This is a genomic window from Candidatus Saccharibacteria bacterium, assembly GCA_012965045.1.
Taxonomy (GTDB): Bacteria; Patescibacteriota; Saccharimonadia; order Saccharimonadales; family DTSZ01; genus DTSZ01.
Window position 1 is genome coordinate 785,285 of the sequence record DTSZ01000001.1, and the last position, 15,797, is coordinate 801,081.

General features: G+C 42.0%; 19 protein-coding genes and 1 tRNA gene. 12 read left to right on the plus strand and 8 right to left on the minus strand.

Annotation, left to right across the window (positions count from 1 at the left end):
- Positions 1–38 precede the first annotated feature (38 nt).
- The gene (locus tag EYO12_04025) at positions 39–1,001 is read right to left on the minus strand and encodes a hypothetical protein (protein ID HIA92248.1); all 963 of its coding nucleotides are present in this window, start codon (positions 999–1,001) and stop codon (positions 39–41) included.
- A gap of 100 nt (positions 1,002–1,101) precedes the next feature.
- Between EYO12_04025 and EYO12_04030 the strand changes: the two genes are divergently transcribed.
- The 9 genes from EYO12_04030 to EYO12_04070 all read left to right on the plus strand — a co-directional run bounded on the left by EYO12_04030 (position 1,102) and on the right by EYO12_04070 (position 9,519).
- On the plus strand, positions 1,102–1,860 hold the full coding sequence (locus EYO12_04030) for an HAD-IIB family hydrolase (protein HIA92249.1): 759 nt from the start codon (positions 1,102–1,104) through the stop codon (positions 1,858–1,860).
- 33 nt (positions 1,861–1,893) lie between these two features.
- The gene (locus EYO12_04035; GenBank protein ID HIA92250.1) at positions 1,894–2,280 is read left to right on the plus strand and encodes a hypothetical protein; all 387 of its coding nucleotides are present in this window, start codon (positions 1,894–1,896) and stop codon (positions 2,278–2,280) included.
- 67 nt (positions 2,281–2,347) lie between these two features.
- Positions 2,348–2,611: a co-chaperone GroES gene (locus tag EYO12_04040; GenBank protein ID HIA92251.1), complete on the plus strand. Its 264-nt coding sequence runs from the start codon at positions 2,348–2,350 to the stop codon at positions 2,609–2,611.
- 113 nt (positions 2,612–2,724) lie between these two features.
- On the plus strand, positions 2,725–4,362 hold the full coding sequence (gene groL / locus EYO12_04045; protein ID HIA92252.1) for a chaperonin GroEL: 1,638 nt from the start codon (positions 2,725–2,727) through the stop codon (positions 4,360–4,362).
- A gap of 182 nt (positions 4,363–4,544) precedes the next feature.
- On the plus strand, positions 4,545–6,686 hold the full coding sequence (locus tag EYO12_04050; protein HIA92253.1) for an ATP-binding protein: 2,142 nt from the start codon (positions 4,545–4,547) through the stop codon (positions 6,684–6,686).
- Entirely contained in the window at positions 6,679–7,383 is a 705-nt protein-coding gene (locus tag EYO12_04055) for a hypothetical protein (GenBank protein HIA92254.1), read from the plus strand. Before EYO12_04050 ends, EYO12_04055 begins: the two co-directional genes overlap by 8 nt.
- A 102-nt stretch (positions 7,384–7,485) precedes the next feature.
- A complete protein-coding gene (locus tag EYO12_04060; GenBank protein HIA92255.1) occupies positions 7,486–7,731 on the plus strand; it encodes a hypothetical protein in 246 nt (81 codons plus the stop codon).
- Positions 7,732–7,861: 130 nt separating this feature from the next.
- A complete protein-coding gene (locus EYO12_04065; protein ID HIA92256.1) occupies positions 7,862–8,347 on the plus strand; it encodes a hypothetical protein in 486 nt (161 codons plus the stop codon).
- A gap of 74 nt (positions 8,348–8,421) precedes the next feature.
- A complete protein-coding gene (locus tag EYO12_04070) occupies positions 8,422–9,519 on the plus strand; it encodes a bifunctional phosphoglucose/phosphomannose isomerase (protein ID HIA92257.1) in 1,098 nt (365 codons plus the stop codon).
- 8 nt (positions 9,520–9,527) lie between these two features.
- Here EYO12_04070 and EYO12_04075 read toward each other — a convergent pair whose 3' ends face one another.
- The 4 genes from EYO12_04075 to EYO12_04090 form a co-directional block, all read right to left on the minus strand.
- Positions 9,528–10,262: a DUF541 domain-containing protein gene (locus tag EYO12_04075; GenBank protein HIA92258.1), complete on the minus strand. Its 735-nt coding sequence runs from the start codon at positions 10,260–10,262 to the stop codon at positions 9,528–9,530.
- Positions 10,263–10,313: 51 nt separating this feature from the next.
- Positions 10,314–10,526 carry a hypothetical protein gene (locus EYO12_04080; GenBank protein HIA92259.1) on the minus strand — a complete coding sequence of 71 codons (213 nt, stop codon included), beginning with the start codon at positions 10,524–10,526 and terminating at the stop codon, positions 10,314–10,316.
- 61 nt (positions 10,527–10,587) lie between these two features.
- Complete coding sequence (locus EYO12_04085; protein ID HIA92260.1) at positions 10,588–11,814, minus strand: FtsX-like permease family protein; 1,227 nt, start codon at positions 11,812–11,814, stop codon at positions 10,588–10,590.
- A 31-nt stretch (positions 11,815–11,845) separates the two neighbouring features.
- The gene (locus EYO12_04090) at positions 11,846–12,667 is read right to left on the minus strand and encodes an ABC transporter ATP-binding protein (protein HIA92261.1); all 822 of its coding nucleotides are present in this window, start codon (positions 12,665–12,667) and stop codon (positions 11,846–11,848) included.
- 122 nt (positions 12,668–12,789) lie between these two features.
- On the opposite strand from EYO12_04090, the gene EYO12_04095 reads away from it, so the two are divergent.
- Positions 12,790–13,353 carry an NADPH-dependent oxidoreductase gene (locus EYO12_04095; GenBank protein ID HIA92262.1) on the plus strand — a complete coding sequence of 188 codons (564 nt, stop codon included), beginning with the start codon at positions 12,790–12,792 and terminating at the stop codon, positions 13,351–13,353.
- Here EYO12_04095 and EYO12_04100 read toward each other — a convergent pair whose 3' ends face one another.
- From EYO12_04100 to EYO12_04110, 3 genes are all read right to left on the minus strand, one after another.
- The gene (locus EYO12_04100) at positions 13,354–13,683 is read right to left on the minus strand and encodes a DUF2784 family protein (protein ID HIA92263.1); all 330 of its coding nucleotides are present in this window, start codon (positions 13,681–13,683) and stop codon (positions 13,354–13,356) included.
- A gap of 16 nt (positions 13,684–13,699) precedes the next feature.
- Positions 13,700–13,789: transfer RNA gene (locus EYO12_04105), tRNA-Ser, on the minus strand.
- Positions 13,790–14,109: 320 nt separating this feature from the next.
- Positions 14,110–14,643, minus strand: a complete 534-nt coding sequence (locus tag EYO12_04110) for a hypothetical protein (GenBank protein ID HIA92264.1) — start codon at positions 14,641–14,643, stop codon at positions 14,110–14,112.
- Positions 14,644–14,861: 218 nt separating this feature from the next.
- On the opposite strand from EYO12_04110, the gene EYO12_04115 reads away from it, so the two are divergent.
- Both EYO12_04115 and EYO12_04120 read left to right on the plus strand, forming a co-directional pair.
- On the plus strand, positions 14,862–15,284 hold the full coding sequence (locus tag EYO12_04115; protein HIA92265.1) for a DUF1761 domain-containing protein: 423 nt from the start codon (positions 14,862–14,864) through the stop codon (positions 15,282–15,284).
- Positions 15,285–15,360: 76 nt separating this feature from the next.
- Positions 15,361–15,795, plus strand: a complete 435-nt coding sequence (locus EYO12_04120; GenBank protein HIA92266.1) for a DUF1801 domain-containing protein — start codon at positions 15,361–15,363, stop codon at positions 15,793–15,795.
- Positions 15,796–15,797: the final 2 nt, after the last annotated feature.

Here is a 15,797-nt window from a genome sequence, read left to right on the forward strand (position 1 = left end):
ACGTAATTGTGTAAATCGAAGTTAGTTAACAGTTTAATTTAATCATGGCGAATATATAAATATGGTGAGCCACTGCTCAGGCTTGTATGAAGGTTTTCTAAATCTGCTAGATTAGCCTCGCCTGGCTCAAGTTCTGGCCCTATATACTCAACCAAGCTATTTGGGTATTCTCGCGCGACATTAATCGCTCGCTGGTATAAGGTGATGTATTCACTTTCTTCAGGGTCTAAAAAGGCAAACTCTTGATCGGGTGATTCATCATCAAATAGTTCCTCTGGAAGCTCTGGTTGTTTGCATTCTTGTTTCTTGCGCAGTTTATAAGCTCGCAAACGCTTCTTAATGCCCGAGGGACACTTTTCGGGATAGCTCGCCTGAACCGCTGCAATAGTTGGCGGGACTAAGCGTGGGGAAACTTCTATTTCTTTCGGAAAAAGATCCTCGAATAAATTCACTAATTTTCTTGAAGCTCTTTGAATTTGTTCGTCGCGGTAGGTGCGCGCTATTGGCATAACAATGTCAGGGTAGTGTTTGCGAGCTACTGGCACACGCTCTACTCCATCGTGCTGCAAGCGAATACTGGCGATTGCATTGTCAGTAAGTTCAGCTCTGGTGTCTTCGAAGTCTTGCCCTTGGAATCGAACCACCAACATTCGCTTGTTGTCATATTTCATAACTTTTATCCGTGGGTCGGTAAGAGTTATTTCATCACGCCCATTCATTTGTCGAAAATCCTCCGATGCGTGGATCATTAAGCGGTATGGATTGTCGGATCCTTCAGGAAAGTACGCCTCAGGTTGAGAGAAAGTGTTTAGCGGTACACACGGACGATATCTTCGGCGCAACTCGGAAAGATTTTGTTCATGCACGCCATCAAAAAAGGCCGCTAAAGCGACCTGTGATTCAATAGTTGGGGTTAAAAGTAGTCGTGGCTTGTTTGGCTCGTACTCGTGCCAAGCGTCCACGGGTGTCTCTTGTGGTGTTTGTTTTAGACTACCTCTCACTAAATAAATATTAACAATATAATTTATATATATGCAAATTAATTATGCTTAAACAACAGCCGATATTTGCTATTCTGTACAGGTATAACTATTGGAGGAAATGGTGAAAAAAGTCTTAGCCTTTGATTTAGACGGGACATTAGCAGAAAGTAAATCAGCAATAACTCAAGAAATGTCAGATGTTCTTTCTGTACTTTTACAGAAATTCCAGATTTGTGTGATTTCAGGAGGAAAATATGAACAATTTGAGAAGCAATTAATAAATAACCTTAAAGTAGATGAAAAATTATTACTTAATTTACACGTAATGCCAACGAGCGGCACACGATACGACCGCTATGATATTGACTCACACAGCTGGCAAGAAGTTTATGCAGAGAATTTTACTGATAAAGAGAAGAAAGACATTATTACGGCTTTAGAAACCGGCGCAAAAGAGCTTGGCTTGGAGCCAGATAAAACCTGGGGAGATATAATTGAGGATAGAGGTAGTCAAATAACATGGTCTGCACTTGGGCAACAGGCACCTTCTAAAGAAAAACACGAATGGGACCCAGACCACTTAAAAAAAGTAGCTCTACGAGATTTCGTTGCTACTCGTCTCAAAGGTTTTAATGTGCGCACTGGTGGAACAACATCTGTCGACATAACGAAAGACGGAATAGACAAGGCATATGGCATGCGTAAACTCATGGAAATTATTGGTCTAGAAAAAAAGGATATTCTATTTTTTGGTGACGCAATTTATGAAGGTGGTAACGACTTAGCCGTAAAGGAGCTGGGAATCGACTCGGTGCAGGTTCGAGATCACTTAGAAACAGAGGCAATCTTGACATCTATACTGCATTTAACAAAGTAGACTATTTAGCAATATTATGCTAATGTATAATTTATGGAAAAGCCTGCTTCTGGACCAGACCAAGAAAGAATACATGTACTTCATAAACATTCCGTACTCGCAGATGAAGTTTTAGACCTGATTGACAATAAACTTCAAAAAAACGGTATTGCCTATAACGACCTTCTTGAAGAAAAAGTAGTCGCCTTTGAGCCTTATCAAAGAGAAGGGTGGAGTGTTCATGTATCGGTACCAAAAAGCCCAGCAGCACCTGCAGATAGACCTCTGCAGCCGCGTTGCATTGTTGCAGCAGAAGATGAATGCGGAAGAATTGCCATCGGTGTACTCAATAAAGACAACGAGTTTTTAGATCCCGAGACGGCCGAACTAGTCGCTCCTGATGAATTAGAACAATTAGAACAAGCTTTTGGCATAAATTAGCACTTGCACCCTTAGAGTGCTAATGATACATTATTACCTACGAACATTAACGGAGGTATTACTAATTATGGCGAAGATCAATCCTTTGTCTGAATGGGTGGTTGCGACCAGAGAAGAGGCCAGCAACAAGACCGCATCTGGCTTTTATTTACCTGACAACGCAAAAGAACAACCAAAAGTTGCCGTAGTAGAATCTGCTGGCGCTGCGGTTAAGACTGTAAAAAAAGGTGACCGTATTTTATTTAAGGAATACAGCACCACCGAAGTTAAGTTAGACGGTACTGAATATATTTTAGTTAAAGAAGAAGACATTCTAGCTACTGTTAAATAGCTAGAATTTACAGTTTTCATTTTACATTTCACAGTGAATGAAAATTGATCATTGAAAAATTAATGCAAATTGTAAATTGTGAATTGATAAAACTCGACTGAAAGGAGAGAAGAATGGCAAAACGAATGTTTTATGACGACGATGCTCGACGCAGAGTTTTAGAAGGCGCACGTCAATTATTTGAAGCAGTAAAAGTAACTATGGGGCCAAAAGGTCGCAATGTGGTTATTAGTAAAAGCTACGGCGGACCAACCGTAACGCACGATGGTGTTACTGTGGCAAAAGCAGTAGAACTTGATGAAAAAGATGACGATACGCTTGGCTACAGTGTTGGTGCTGAACTTATTAAACAAGCGGCTAGCAAAATGAACGATGTAGCTGGCGACGGAACCACAACTGTTACAGTTTTGACCTACCATATTCTAAACGAAGCCAACAAGCTTATTGCCGCTGGCCATAACCCAATGGACTTACGTCGTGAAGTCGAAGCAGCTTCAGAAAAAGCTCTTGCTGCTCTTAAGACTATGCGCGAAGACATTACCGCAAAAGGTGACAAAGTCGCTCAAGTTGCTAGCATTTCTGCCGGCGACGAAACAATTGGCACCATGATTGCCGATGTTATGAGCAAAGTCGGGAAAGACGGCGTTGTAACTGTAGAAGAAGGCCAAGGATTAGAGCTGGAAAGTGAAGTTGTTGAAGGCTTTAACATGGACCGCGGATTCGTAAGCCCATACATGGTTACTGACACCGCTCGTATGGAAGCCAGCTACGACCGACCACTTGTACTTGTTACCGACAAAAAAGTTAGCAGCATCCAAGAATTCCTACCAGTGCTTGAAAAGGCTGCACAGGCTGGCAAAAAAGACCTCGTGCTAATTGCTGACGACGTTGAAGGTGAAGCACTTGGAACGTTGGTACTAAATAAGCTAAAAGGCACATTTAATACCTTAGCTATTAAAGCACCGGCGTTTGGTGATCGACGAAAAGCGATTCTAGAAGACATCGCAATCCTAACCGGAGCAACGGTAATTAGCGAAGACCGCGGATACACTTTCGAAAACGCTGATCTTTCTATGCTTGGAACAGCTCGCAAAGTAATTGCCGACAAAGACAACACCACAATTATTGAAGGTGGCGGCACTGCAAGTGACATTGCTTCTCGCGTAGCTCAAATTAAGGGTCAGGTCGAAAACGCAACCAGCGAATACGACAAAGAAAACCTTGAAAAACGCGTAGCTGCTCTAGAAGGCAAGGTTGCAGTCATAAAAGTTGGTGGCGCAACCGAGACCGAAATAGAAGAGAAAAAGTTCCGCGTTGATGACGCAGTAGCGGCAACCAAAGCTGCGTTGGACGAAGGTATCGTTGCTGGTGGTGGAGTTACGTTAGTTAACATTGCCGACAAACTAAGCGGTAAAGACACTGGCACTCAGCTACTTAAGGAAGCTCTTGCTAAGCCGTTCTTACAACTTATGACTAACGCTGGGCAAAATGGTGAAGTGAAATTAGCCGAACTTCGTGCAGGCAAAGCTGGTCAAGGCTTTAACGTTAAAGACACAACCAAGCTTGTAGACATGAAAACCAGCGGAATTGTCGACCCAGCTCGCGTAACCCGAGAAGCTATTCAAAATGCAGTCAGCATTAGCTCAACCAGCATGACAATGGGAGCTCTGGTAGTAGAAGTGCCAGAAAAAGATGAAGCTCCAGCTATGCCAGGTGGCGGCATGGGCGGCGGTATGCCGGGAATGATGTAGGTAAATATGAGAGAAGGTGATTCCTTCTCTCATCGCCTAGCATAGCTAGGCTGCTCTCATCCCAATTCGAATCAAAGAACCTGAAGTAAATTCAGGTTCTTTTCTAGTAGAGAATTGAAAGTTGTTTAGATTATTTTGATGCGCGCAATAGTTTTATGAATTTTCTGCTACAGTAGTAGTCAATGCATATATCAGAAATATATCTTCTTAATAACAATGTAGAAGCCAGCCAATGGTCTGTTTTGCATCAAGTTATTCTGCAAAATATTGGATGGTTACGGGCATACGAGCTTTTACTGGTAAATGAAGAAAATAGAATTCGGTTTTTTGTATCAAGCAAGTATGACCTTAGCTCGATATCCAGCAATGTCCCAGGATTTATATTGCGTCCGGTAACTTCAACCGATTTTAACCCACAAATCATCGGTAAGGTACGGTTTATTCGATTTGTAACCGGCGGGAACATTTTAGAATTGTCTGAGAAATATCAGATTAAAAAAGGACTAACTTTTAAAGCGATTCGTTTTAAGACACGAAAAATTCTACCTAACTTCAACTCCATTCAAACAAAACTATTCTTTAAAAATGCCGCCGACCAATCACTCGTAAACACAAAGCGAGTCCTGCAATTACCAACGCATCTACTAACGATTTCTTTTAAAGGCGATACAAAGTACGTCAAAAAAGAACCGCCAAAATATCTTAATATTGAAAAAACTCAATATTTACTTAATCCGGACCCACTAAATGAAGTGTTTGAGGTCGAGGGGTTCCCGTATCTATCACGCAAACATTATTTAAATATTGGAGCATTTGATTTTGATAAGCACTCGCTGATTGTTGGAGCTAGTGGTAGTGGTAAATCGAAGCTTATATCACTACTTATTGATCGAATCCTCGCTACTGGTCAAGAAAATAACTATCGCATAGCTGTTGTAGACCCGCACGATTCGCTCAGGACAGAACTTGAACACATACAACAAAAGCGTGTCTTTAACTTCGCCCAAGAATCGAGTGAGTTGTTCCCGCAAGTGCAAGACATTCAGGCAGCTACAGAACTGACTTCTCAGTTATTAAAGACGCTAATGGCCGACCAAGCAAACCCACGATTGGAACGAGTTTTACGGTTCAGCCTCTTCGCTTTATTTGCTAATAAAAAAATGAACTTCGATAACTTGAAACGGTTTTTAACAGATCTAGAATTTAGAACCCAGCTTATTAAAGAACCAAGCCTACCGCTCAACGTGCAGCAGTTTTTTATGACTGACTTTAACGAAATTCGTACCCAAAACTACAACGAAGCCATTGTGCCGATAGTGTCATTGGTAGAAGAAGTGTCTTTTTTGCCGTCAATGGGTGGAAGTGAAGATAAAGAATCGCTTGGCAAATCCATTACCAAACAGTTTTTGACAATCTTTTCACTTAAAAAATCATCGAGTGGTGAAAGATTAGTAAAAACAGTTGCTGGCACAATAATTCAAAATATTTTTCTGCTGGCTCAAGCTGGGGAGTTTCGTCGCAAAGTAATTCTTATAATCGACGAAGTTTCAGTGGTGCAAAACCCAACTCTCGCTGCGATTCTATCAGAGGCACGAAAGTTTAATGTTTCACTAATTCTAACGCAGCAGTATCTGAACCAGGTAGATAAAACCATCCTAGATGCAATTTCTTCAAATGTGCAGAACTACTATATATTTAGGGTTTCTGAAGAAGACGCAAAGGTTTTAGAGAAGAATATAGAGATGACAATTCCCGACCAGACACTCGAGGAAGCAAAAGCTAAAGGTATTAATGAATCAACGCTGCGAGCTCGCTATATGGTTGAGCAAGATGCGAGACAGGTAATAATTCGTCTGTCCGCTAATGGCCAAGTGCACCCCGCAATTCAAGGTCGTACTGTAGATGCTAATTTCGGAAACGTGACACAAGCGCATTTGACGACGCCCCAACCCGTCATTGATCTTGATTCTACAAAGCAGCAATCTGCACCTGTATCAGCCCAGCAACCTGCTCGGTCTACTGCTAATCAGCAACCCAATGCAACAGAAGTCTCTCAGCCTGCATCGCAGTTCATGCTCAAAAAAATTGACCCCGCTAAATTAGAATCATCTAAAATTAATCCTGATGATCCGCACTCCATGGTAACAGGCAACACTCGTTTTGATGATCGGCAGATGGTAGACATGGAAGACTTTAATACGGACGTACCACCAGACCAAGCTGTAATAAATAAACCAGAAGATTTACCACCACCGTCAGCAGTGGAATTACTTCGATATTTTTCAACTAATAGCCAATTTGAAAGGGATGACAAAGATGAATGATCAAAAAGCAAAGCAAATTTTAGATAAAATAATTGCCGAAATTTTTGGGGTAGAAAACCCAATGAGTCTACATGATTTTCAGCAAAAGTACGCTTTTGATATCAATCTGCCTAAAGAAACCAACTCATCGGTGAGTGGTGAGCAGACATGGGCTGGCTCAATAAATCCTGCTCGTTTTATTACTCAAGAGGAGATGCGAGCTAAAACCAACGAAGCCGACTGGATGTATGAAAAGAAGCCACTTAGTAATATCGGAGATATCTTAGAGGCTTGGAATGAAGTTAACTTAACCCTAACCGAAAAACAAAACGATAGTATTAATATTGCGCGTTCTGACGCAGTTATTGGTAGCGAAAACGTGTGGTGGAGCCAATCAGTTATTAAGTCTAAAAACATCCTGCTGTCAGACGATGTCATTAACTGTGAATACGTAGCAGCGGGGCATAAAAGTAATAATTCTACCTTTTGTGCACGGCTAGAAGACTCACAGCAATGTACGGCTAGCTTTAACATTACCTGGAGTGGGAAAATTGCCAAAAGTCTATTTTTGCACGACTGCTATGACTGCTATGAGTGCATGTTTAGCAGCCATATAGCTGGTAAACGGTTTGTTATTGCTAACATGCAATTCGAAGAAGAAGAGTATTATAAGCTCAAAGAACAAGTTGTTCAGTGGTTGCTGGCCCCCGGCAGCTAAACATAGCAAACAGAGCTGGGTTGATAGTTGTTTACTTAATGGACAAAATGTCAATAATATGCTAATGTTTACATTAGTTACAGAAAATATAAAAACAAAAAAATGGAAACACTACAGCCAGCACCGGCAGAAGCACAATCACACCTCGACACCGAGCCAATTATTGCTGCGCCAGAAGAAATTGAGATCGAATCTGGGCTAGCTCTTGTTTATAACCTAAATGGGGAGCACGTTGCGTTTGGATTAAACCCAGACGAACAGCCTGCTGGTAATCTGAGCAAATTTATGCGAATCCAATTATATAAACCAATACATTTGACAAATAACAAATCATGGGAGTATATTTGAGATTAAGCGTTAGCTTACAAATTATGAAGTTTTTTAAAAACAAACATAAAGACCACTTGAAGCTTGAAAAAGCAGAGAGTACACTACAAATCAAATCAAGAGGACGGCCTGTGCGGGCCGATTTTTAATTATGAGTGGATCTTTTTCTGCAGACATTATCAACCATGGGTTACCACGACCGCAGGTCGATGAGGCTTGGAGAAACTCGCCGCTTATGGGAATGATTACCTCAGAGCAGAGGAGAGCATTAGTGGGCGGTGATGAAGAAGCCTTCACATCAGTTGCTACGTTTGCTTTTCGGCACCTAGGTATGCCGGCGGTGTTCGGTGATTTTGTTAAACCCGATGACACCTTTACTGCTCGACGAGTTAAGAACGAGCTCCAACGCAGAGAAGTCGATCATACTAAGATCGGACCGAATGCTAAGCGGAATTTATTCAATGAATTGTATGGCCTTATTGAACGGTCTCTTGACCCTGTAGAAACAGACCAGTTTGTGCATGAATTACAAGTCGCTTCAGAGGAAATGCAAGAATTGTCTAAAGTGATTGATAATAGAATTGCCCAAGAAGCTGGCTATTTGGCGGTCTTTGATTCAGTTCCTGTCGCTGAATAACTTGCTCTAAACAGAAACTCATACATGAACGTCGATTAGAGGCGTTTTTTTGTTGAGAAATAAACTAAAAATACATGCGCATGGCTCTTTCAAGTGCTAACATTACTAGTAAATACTTAAAGGGGGATATTCTTGTGCTTGATGACATTCAAAAAATTAATCAAATAGATTCTGAAGGTGCTTTGGGGGTTAATGCCAAAGTCGCCGAACTTATTCGTTATTCGTTTAATGTCACGACTAACATTAGCGCTGATTCTGTAACTAACATTGTGGTCGGTGGTATGGGTGGGTCAAACCAACCAGCAATATTAGCAAAAAACTGGTTACAGTCCCGCCTGAGTTTACCTATAGAAATAGTCCCTGGTTACGACATTCCAGCTAGTGTTACAAAAAAGACGCTATTTATTGCTTCGAGCTACAGCGGCAATACCGAAGAATCATTATCTGCGCTGGAACAAGCAGAAGAAGCTGGAGCACAGATAGTTGTGATGACAAGCGGTGGCAAGCTGGCAGATATTGCTGCAGAAAAAAATTACCCAGTATATATGCTTACAACTGGAATTCAGCCTCGTTATGCGCTCTTTAACGCCGTTTCTGCTATAACTCATCTGCTTGAGGATAGTGGTTTTGTTGAGGGAGCTGTGAGTGAGCTTGAAGCAGCTGGCGACAACGTACAAAAGGCGGTTGAAAACTGGTTGCCAGAGGTAGAGACTGCAGATAATTTAGCTAAGCAAATTGCTCAAAAAGCGGTGGGAAATTCGGTAGTTATTTATGGCGGGCCACTACTTAAATCTGCGGCCTATCGATGGAAGATCACAATAAATGAAAATGCCAAAAATGTCGCGTGGTACAACGAATGGCCTGAATTTAACCATAATGAATTTATTGGCTGGTCAGTCGCGCCAGAGAACAAGCCATATTTTGTGGTCGAGCTGCAGTCCAACCTTGAACACCCACGAGTTAATAAACGCTTTGAAATTAGCAATGATCTACTAGCCGGCAACATGCCCACCCCATATATTGTTGATGTGGTCGGGGATACGCAAATAGAGCAGTTGCTATGGGCAATAAAGCTTGGTGATTTTGCCAGTCTGTACCTTGCTGTTTTAAATGGGGTAGACCCCAACCCAGTACATCTTGTCGAAGAGCTAAAAGTTCAGCTTAAAAAATAGCTTAGTAATTATTTAAATTCAAATTCGACAGACACCGTAAAGGTTACGTCTTGAGTGCCACTATAAAATCTTTGAGATGAGCTGGTAGAAGAATCGAGTGCTATTTCGGCGGTGGCGTATGGATACATGTCAAAACCAGACACGTCTTTAAAGCTAACTACTTCACCTAAGCGACCATCTAGTTTTTCGGCTGATATTTGCGCTTGTTTTCGGGCGTCGTCAATTGCTTCTGCTCGAGCTTGGCTTTCCACGTCTTTACGTTTTTGTTCGCTTAGCTGACTATATGGGTCGATACCAGAGCTGACATCTGCATTGTTAAGCAGCACATTATAAACCTTGTCGGATTCATCTTGTGATTTAGCCGTAATGCTAAGACGGTAGTTGCCAACCCATCCGTCAGAATCTTGTTCATCGAATTTATAGTTCTGGTATACATCAAGGCTTGAGTCGAGTTGCGATTCGTTAAGGCCAAGCGCAACGATAGAATCAGCCAAAGCTTGGCCTTTGGATTGTGCTTCGTCTTTGGCGTCTTGTTGAGTGGCGGCTTCAGTTTGAATTGTAGGGTAGAATAAAAATTCATCAGGCTCCACTTCGATAGTTGAGCTGCCCTCAAGGGTAATTGTTTTGCCGCTGGTACTTGAGCCAAAAGGCGCCCATAACCCTATTAAAATACCAACTATAAGGCACAGAGCCCCTGTTAATAGTTGCGGAATATCTATGTTAAGCGTAAGTTGTTTTTTCATACTACCAGTATAGCAAAACGTTAATGCTTACTTAGTGTAGTCGCGCAACGGCTAATCGCTATTAATCGGAATTTCGTTGCCTGTTAGTTCTGCTTCTTGAAGCAAGGCATCCACAACAGCTACACCTTTGGCTTGGTCTTTTTGCCTAGCAGCCTCAGCTCGTGCCACATAGCCAGTCTCGTTACCCGGGGTTTCTTCAATCAAAGTTCGTTGTCTATCAGCAGCCTTTTGCTCGCCAGCTTCACTTAGTACTATTGTTTCCATGAACACTCCCTCAACTAAAGTTAGATGTTAATAGTAAACAAATTTATATAAAAATCAAAAATTATTCGTATCGCAACGAAGTAATGGGGTCTTTTTTAGCAGCCTGCCAGGCCGGCCAAATTCCAGCAACAACTCCAACAACAGCCGAAACGCTGGTAGCTAGGAATATAGTATTCAAACTAAATGAGCCATTTATATCTGTAGCAATGGTTAGTCCAGCTACAATTGCGTATGCAAGCCCAACTCCGATTAGGCCACCAATAATACTTAAAATAATAGACTCGATTAAGAACTGGCTTAGTACCTGCCAGTTATTTGCGCCAATTGCTTTACGCAAACCAATTTCCCGTGTTCGCTCGGTAACAGACACCAACATAATGTTCATTATGCCAATTCCGCCCACGAACAATGAAATACCGGCAATGGAAGCAACGAAAGTAGTAACTAAGCCAAAAATAGTGTCGGTTACGCTAATAAAGTCTTCTTGTTTTAGAATTGTAAAATCCTCTTCGCCACCATGGTTTGCAATAAGTGCATTTTTAATTTCTTCAATAACTGGGTTAATATCTTCAACTTCGTCATTTATTTTAGCGTCAATTTCTTGAATTTGAGCTACGTCTTGGTTAAAGGTTTTACCTAGTTCTAATGGAATTAAAACAGCTCTGTTTAAGTCTGGCCCGAAGTTTGCGCCAACGTTAAATTCTTCCATGACACCAGTTACAACAAAACCTTCGCCACGGATTCTTAATACACCGCCAATACCACGACCGCCATACAATTCATCTGCTAAGGCTGAGCCAATGACTACTCGTTTTTTGTCTTCGTTTGGAGCAAAGAACTCACCCTCCACAACCTCTTGATTAAAAGCGTCCGGGTAGTCTGAGTTAGTAGCAATTATTTGCGTACCATTGACGCGTTCGTCCTCTGGGCCACTAGTGACTACGCCACTAATTTGCATGAGTGCCGCTGCCGCATCGACGTTAGGATTCTCTTTAATAGTTTGTAGGTCTTGTTCGCTTAGTGTTGTAGCACCAAAAGCGGCAGTCAAGTCAAAGTTTTCAATATTGCCTTCTTCGTCGCGTGTAATTGAAAGTCCTGGTGTAACGCTTATTAAGTTAGCACCCAAGTCATTTATTTCTGACCTAACTTCGGCCTTAACGCCTTCGCCAATAGAAATAACGGTAGTTACAGAAGTAACACCGATTATTATGCCAAGCATAGTTAAGGTAGAGCGTAGCTTGTTTCCGCGTAGTGTTTTAAGTGCCAGTTTAATATTTTCAATAATCATAGAAAAACTCCGTATTCAGTAGCTGGTAGTTTCATTTTTTACTACCTTTCTTGCTTTTGCTAGCTTTTGTTTTTTTGGAGTTCTTCTTAGAGTCGGCTTTTTTCTTTTTTGGTTCTTCCTTTTTAGATTCCTCGTTGTCCGCCTCTTCTGATATATCTTCTGCTTCTTCCTTAGCTGGTGCTGACTCTACAACTTTACCGTCTTCGAGTTGGATTATTCTGTGGGCTTGGTCGGCCACAACTTTGTCGTGAGTTACCATTATGATTGTATTGCCGTCGTCATTTAACTTCTTTAGAAGCTCCATAATGTGCTTGCCAGATTCGCTGTCTAGATTACCGGTCGGCTCGTCGGCTAAAATTATCGAAGGATTATTGGCAAGCGACCGAGCAATAGCAACGCGCTGCATTTGACCGCCAGACAATTCGTTCGGCATATGGTGCAAGCGGTCTTCTAAGCCGACACTTTCCAGCAAGTCTGCAGCATGATGCAAGCGGTCAATACCTTTTAGTCGCTTGGTGTAGACCATTGGTAGAGCGACGTTTTCTAGGGCTGAGTGGCGTTGAAGCAAATTAAAACTTTGAAAAATAAAACCTATTTTGTCGCGGCGAATCTTAGCCAGTGTTTTGTCTTTTAGTGACGACACGTCTTTATTTTGCAATTTATACACACCATCAGTTGGCCGATCCAATAGACCAATTATATTCATTAGTGTTGATTTACCAGAGCCACTAGGCCCCATAATCGCCACTAGCTCACCCTTATTTATCTCTAGTGACACATTGTCGAGCGCTGTTGTTGCGGCATCACCGCTACCGTATGTCTTAGAGATACCTGCAATAGATATCAAACTCATATCTGTACTATAACTGTTGATATATAGTTTGCACAACTACTGTAAATTAGTGTTTACGATAATTTAACAAAATTCTGTTAGTATATTTAAGTATTTACTTAATAATTAACGGAGTAAAATTTATGAAATTACTTATAGTTTTGGGTTCAGCAAGAGAAGAACGCTTTGGTATTACGGTTGCAAACTGGTATTTACGGCAGGCTAAGGCAGCGAACGTTTTTGGCGAAGTAGAACTAGCAGATCTAGCAACAATAGACTTGCCGTTTACCATGGAGCCAAACTCGCCTTCTGGGAGAAAAGGCCAATATGAATATGAATACACAAAAAACTGGTCAAAAATTGTAGATTCCGCCGATGCCTATGTTTTTTTAACTCCAGAATACAATCATAGTTACAGTGCAGTTTTAAAAAATGCCCTCGATCATATTTATGATGAGTGGAACCACAAGCCCGCGGGCTTAGTTAGCTGGGGCGGAGTCGGGGGAGCTCGAGCGATTTCAAAACTAGCTGGCGAGATGCGAAATTACGAGATTGTTCCAGTTAAGAGCGATGTCAGAATAGTGACTCGCGCAGGAGACGTAAACGAATCTGGCGAAATTGAAAGTGAATCGGCTGATCGAGCAGTAGTGCGTCAGCTAGAGCTCTTACTAAAATACGCGGAAGCTTTGAAGCAAATAAGAAGCTAACTAAATTAGATAAAAAACTATAATTACAAGTAAGAAGTAAAGTACAACCAACGACCTAACGGTCCTTCTTGAGACGTTAATGTCCGCAAATTTCTTTGTGTAAAATTGTATAAAGCTTCTACCGCCCATTTCCGGTCGCCATTTTTGTTCAAGCTGTTGCGGTAAACATCCTTTAAAAATGACCCACGAAACTATAGTTACAGCTATAAGTACGGTAGTAAGAGTTTTGGCCAGCTCGTAGAAAATACCCATAGGTAAGCCAAAAACAATAAGCAGAATCCATAGCAGATGAAACAACGCAGCCATATTTGCTTTAACTCTGTTCGACATAATAATTCCTAGTTACTGGCGGAGAGAGGGGGATTCGAACCCCCGAGACCCGATTGGGTCTACTACCTTTCCAAGGTAGCGCACTAAGCCGCTATGCGATCTCTCCGTTTGTAAATTCGTCGAAGCGTGGTCACGTTCCGCGACCCCATAATTTCTGCCAAGCTAACAAGTTAGCTGGTGAAAGTTCTCTTGCAAAATGCTACTAGCATTTCTCACCTTCAGCCTCTCGCCTGCTTGACGGTAGGTAAGGACATCACTCCTAGCAGGTACTAGAGAGCCATAAACTCTCTGCTTAGAAGAGTATACGATTTATATTCTTTTCTAAAAAGAGAGTGTTAGGCGGACGGAAAGTCGAAGAGTAGAGGTGAGTGCGGGTGCACTAACACATACATCTTCGAGCTCCGCCCGCGGTTGAACTAGATCAGGTTAGATGAAGGCTAGGTCTTCATCCGGGTCTGCGGCCACGAACGGCGTTTGTGGTGATTCACCAAGAGCGGCCTTGAAGGCCTCGCAGTAGGCGATGACCTCTTCGATAGACAGAGCGAACTCGCTCTCAGCACGCAATCGGCCGTTGCTGAACGGCACGAAGTTGCTCACGACGTCGGTGATCCCGTACGTTGCGATCAGCTCATCGCGGTCGTCTGGGGTGCCAGTCCCGAACTCGTACCACGCACGGTTCGGGGTGTTCGCGAAGGTAGCGATCTGGCGAGGGCGTTCGGTGAACACCATCCAGGATTCGTTTTCCGCGATCTGCTGAGCATGCCAGTACTCCAGGTCGGCACTGGCGCTGTCGCGCAGTTCTTGTCGTCGTGCCTCCATGAAGCTGTGTCTCTGCTTCATGTGGTAGACCTCATCGAAGGTCAGCAGGGTGCTGACCCCGTTGTTGGCGCTCCCGCGGTAGAGCGGCTTTGAGCCACTTGGGATGTAGATGCCCCCGGGGGAGACAGCGTATTCGGTCATGTCTTGTCCTCCTTAAGGACTCGTTTGACTTTAGTGCCGAATTGTCGGCTTTAAAAGTACAAACATACCCTAAAAGCCAACAACTCAGCTACTGATCTAGATCTGTTAAAGAACACCTAAATCCTCACAGACTTAAGTCTATATATAATAACACAAAAACAACAAAAAAGCAATATCGAGCATGGTATATAATTAGTTAAATTAAGAGGGCAATCTGAATGAACGTAGATATAAACATAGTGGGAGTATTAGCTGGAGCAGCTGCCAGTATAGTTATTGGGTCAATTTGGTATTCAAACGCAGCGTTTGGTGACAGTTGGATGAAATTGGCTGGACTTACCGATAAAAAAGTTAAAGCCGGCATGACCAAGGCAATGATAACTACCTTAATTACCACGTTAATAATGAGTTTTGTATTAGCCCACGTGATCGGCCTGAGCGTATTTTTTTACACTGACTACAGTTATCTGAAAGCAGCTATTATAACTGCACTTTGGATGTGGCTTGGTTTTCAGTTTACCCACATCACTATGAACGGTGCGTTTGAACAGAAGCCAAAAAAATTACAAATGATTAACAAGTTCGGGCAGCTGGCTAGCATTTTAGCCATGGGCATAACTATTGGTTTGATTGGACAGTAAGATTAGCTGAAGGCTATAAAGTCTATAATGTGGCTATACGATGAAAATAATAAATTGAGAATTGTGAAATGCAATCATGAACATGTTTAAAAGCGTCAAAGCTGAAAGCGTAGAGACTTATTTAGACTTAGTGCCGGCAGAGCGCAAAGAAATAGTTGAATTTTTGCATCAATTTATTCAAAAAGTAGCCCCACAGCTTAAACCACATTTTGCCTACAATATGCTTGGTTACGGTAGTTTTGATTACTTAAATTACAAAAAAGAACAAATTAAGTGGCCAGTTGTGTCATTAGCGAACCAAAAAAGCTACGTCAGTGTGTATGTCTGCGCGCATGATGGTGGGACATATCTTGCAGAGAAGTACAAAAAACAACTCGGCAAAGTAAATGTAGGTAAAAGTTGTATTCGTATAAAAAAACTTGAAGATATAAATTTAGACGTACTTGAACAGGTTATAAAAGAGGCATCAAAGGCTCCTGGATTAGTCGGAGCGGGGGAGCATTCAAAATAAGC

Excerpts from the sequence above, each read along its gene's own strand:
- EYO12_04030 (HIA92249.1), top strand. The coding sequence starts at position 1,102 with ATGGTGAAAAAAGTCTTAGCCTTTGATTTAGACGGGACATTAGCAGAA.
- EYO12_04035 (HIA92250.1), top strand. The coding sequence starts at position 1,894 with ATGGAAAAGCCTGCTTCTGGACCAGACCAAGAAAGAATACATGTACTT.
- EYO12_04040 (HIA92251.1), top strand. The coding sequence starts at position 2,348 with ATGGCGAAGATCAATCCTTTGTCTGAATGGGTGGTTGCGACCAGAGAA.
- groL (HIA92252.1), top strand. The coding sequence starts at position 2,725 with ATGGCAAAACGAATGTTTTATGACGACGATGCTCGACGCAGAGTTTTA.
- EYO12_04050 (HIA92253.1), top strand. The coding sequence starts at position 4,545 with ATGCATATATCAGAAATATATCTTCTTAATAACAATGTAGAAGCCAGC.
- EYO12_04055 (HIA92254.1), top strand. The coding sequence starts at position 6,679 with ATGAATGATCAAAAAGCAAAGCAAATTTTAGATAAAATAATTGCCGAA.
- EYO12_04060 (HIA92255.1), top strand. The coding sequence starts at position 7,486 with ATGGAAACACTACAGCCAGCACCGGCAGAAGCACAATCACACCTCGAC.
- EYO12_04065 (HIA92256.1), top strand. The coding sequence starts at position 7,862 with ATGAGTGGATCTTTTTCTGCAGACATTATCAACCATGGGTTACCACGA.
- EYO12_04070 (HIA92257.1), top strand. The coding sequence starts at position 8,422 with ATGCGCATGGCTCTTTCAAGTGCTAACATTACTAGTAAATACTTAAAG.
- EYO12_04075 (HIA92258.1), bottom strand. The coding sequence starts at position 10,262 with ATGAAAAAACAACTTACGCTTAACATAGATATTCCGCAACTATTAACA.
- EYO12_04080 (HIA92259.1), bottom strand. The coding sequence starts at position 10,526 with ATGGAAACAATAGTACTAAGTGAAGCTGGCGAGCAAAAGGCTGCTGAT.
- EYO12_04085 (HIA92260.1), bottom strand. The coding sequence starts at position 11,814 with ATGATTATTGAAAATATTAAACTGGCACTTAAAACACTACGCGGAAAC.
- EYO12_04090 (HIA92261.1), bottom strand. The coding sequence starts at position 12,667 with ATGAGTTTGATATCTATTGCAGGTATCTCTAAGACATACGGTAGCGGT.
- EYO12_04095 (HIA92262.1), top strand. The coding sequence starts at position 12,790 with ATGAAATTACTTATAGTTTTGGGTTCAGCAAGAGAAGAACGCTTTGGT.
- EYO12_04100 (HIA92263.1), bottom strand. The coding sequence starts at position 13,683 with ATGTCGAACAGAGTTAAAGCAAATATGGCTGCGTTGTTTCATCTGCTA.
- EYO12_04110 (HIA92264.1), bottom strand. The coding sequence starts at position 14,643 with ATGACCGAATACGCTGTCTCCCCCGGGGGCATCTACATCCCAAGTGGC.
- EYO12_04115 (HIA92265.1), top strand. The coding sequence starts at position 14,862 with ATGAACGTAGATATAAACATAGTGGGAGTATTAGCTGGAGCAGCTGCC.
- EYO12_04120 (HIA92266.1), top strand. The coding sequence starts at position 15,361 with ATGAACATGTTTAAAAGCGTCAAAGCTGAAAGCGTAGAGACTTATTTA.